Source organism: Cellulomonas septica, assembly GCF_012396155.1.
Taxonomy (GTDB): domain Bacteria; phylum Actinomycetota; class Actinomycetes; order Actinomycetales; family Cellulomonadaceae; genus Cellulomonas; species Cellulomonas septica.
In genome coordinates this window covers 1-1,950 of the sequence record NZ_JAAXOY010000666.1, presented here as the reverse complement: position 1 = coordinate 1,950, position 1,950 = coordinate 1, and the positions used below count along the sequence as shown (strand labels likewise).

At 75.2% G+C, this 1,950-nt stretch carries 2 protein-coding genes; one reads left to right on the top strand and one right to left on the bottom strand.

The features are described 5' to 3' along the window. Positions 1-37: 37 nt before the first annotated feature. Complete coding sequence (locus tag HGA02_RS17895; protein WP_168680604.1) at positions 38-454, bottom strand: CBS domain-containing protein; 417 nt, start codon at positions 452-454, stop codon at positions 38-40. A 210-nt stretch (positions 455-664) separates the two neighbouring features. On the opposite strand from HGA02_RS17895, the gene HGA02_RS17890 reads away from it, so the two are divergent. Continuing rightward, the coding region (locus tag HGA02_RS17890) for a family 43 glycosylhydrolase (protein WP_210728777.1) at positions 665-1,950 on the top strand (1,286 nt) is incomplete at its 3' end.

Sequence of the window (1,950 nt, the reverse complement as noted above, 5' to 3'; positions counted from 1 at the left end):
CCCGTCCCGCCGCGCGCCGCGGCCGACGAGGCGCCGGTCAGTCGTTCGACGGGGCCTCCGAGATGTCGGCGAGGGCCGAGTCCGGGTCGAGGTCGACCGCGAGGTCGCCGATGCTCACGATGCCGACGGCCTGGTCGCCGTCGACCACGGGCACGCGCCGGACGGCGCGCTCGCGCATGAGGCGGACGACCTCGTCGACGTCGTCGTCGGGGCCGACCGTGACCACGTCGCCCGTCGCGAGCTGCCCGACGGGTGCGTCGAGGCCGATGCCCTGGGCGAAGCCGCGGACCACGAGGTCGCGGTCGGTGACGATGCCGACGACGGCGCCGTCCTCCGCGACGACGAGCGACCCGACGTCCTGCGTCGCCATGGTCTGGGCGACCGCGTGCAGCGTGTCCGTGACCTCGACGACCGTCGGGTGCGGCGTCATGAATTCGGAGACCGTGCGAGTCATGGGTTCCTCCTCGTCGGTGGACACCCCGGGCGCACGCCGCGCCCGGGGGACGCGGCGTGGTCTGCACCGCGGTCCTACCGTCGGCCAGGTCCGGCGGCCACGCATCTCGAGACACCGCGCCGGGCGCGCGTCCGGCGGTCCCGGTCGCCGGGTCGGCAGGCCCGGGGTAGAACGGATGCCCAGCCCATCGACGACGATCGGCAGGACCCCGTGCGCCCCTCCGCCTCGCTCACCGTGACCACCGCCCTCGCGCTCGTGCTGACCGCCGCGGCGGCGGTGCCGGCCACCGGTGCAGCAGCCGACCACGACGGCGCGGCGGGGCACGCGTCGACGTACCGCAACCCCGTGAGCGCCGGGTTCGCCGACACGTTCGCCGACCCGGCGGTGCTCCGCGGCAAGGACGGCTGGTGGTACGCGTACGGCACGACCGACCCGCTCCGGGAGGGCGAGGGCGTCCGGCACCTGATCCCGACCGCGCGCTCGACGGACCTGGTGTCCTGGGAGTACGTGGGCGACGCGTTCACCGAGGACGCGCTGCCCGCGTGGGCGGACACCAGCCGGGGCGCGGCGCTGTGGGCGCCCGACGTCCGGTACGTCGACGGGCAGTACCGCATGTACTACGTCGTGACCGAGACGACCGTGACCGACGAGCCGAACGACAGCGCGATCGGGGTCGCCACCGCGCCGACGCCGACCGGCCCCTGGACGCCCACGGCCGAGCCCGTGGTCGCGCCGCGGCACGGCGCCGGGGGAGCGGGCGACTTCCTGTGGACGTTCGACCCGTCGCACGTCGTCGCGCCGGACGGCACGGAGCACCTGTTCTACGGCTCGTACTACGGCGGGATCTGGACGGTGCCGCTGTCGGCCGACGGCACGCAGGCGGTGGGCGAGCCGGTGCAGGTGGCGATCGACAACAAGTACGAGGGCGCGTACGTCGTCCAGCGTGACGGCTGGTGGTACCTGTTCGCGTCGTCCGCGAACTGCTGCGCCGGGCCGACGACCGGGTACAGCGTGCACGTCGGCCGGTCGCGCGACCTCGCGGGGCCGTACGTCGACCGCGAGGGTGTGCCGCTGCTGCAGTCCCGCGCCGGTGGGACGCCCGTGGTCGCGCCGAACGGGAACCGGTGGGTCGGGACCGGGCACAACGCGGTCGTCACCGACCTCGCCGGCCAGGACTGGCTCGCGTACCACGCGATCGACCGCGACGACCCGTACCTCGACGGCACGGACGGCATCAACGAGCGGCCGATGCTCCTGGATCGGCTCGACTGGGTCGACGGCTGGCCGACGGTGCGCGGCGGCGCGTGGGCGTCCGACGACGAGCAGCGCGCGCCGGTCACCGACGGCCGCACGGCCACGACCTTCGTCGACGGCCTGTCGCGCGCGTGGTCCACCACGGGCCCCTGGGCCGACGTGGACGAGCCCGACGCGGGACGGCACCTGCGGTCGGACGGCCGCGCGACGGTCGTCACCCGGTCCGCGGTCGGGAAGGACGC

Bases quoted from the DNA above. Each gene is read 5' to 3' on its own strand.
- HGA02_RS17895 (WP_168680604.1), bottom strand. From the start codon at position 454: ATGACTCGCACGGTCTCCGAATTCATGACGCCGCACCCGACGGTCGTC.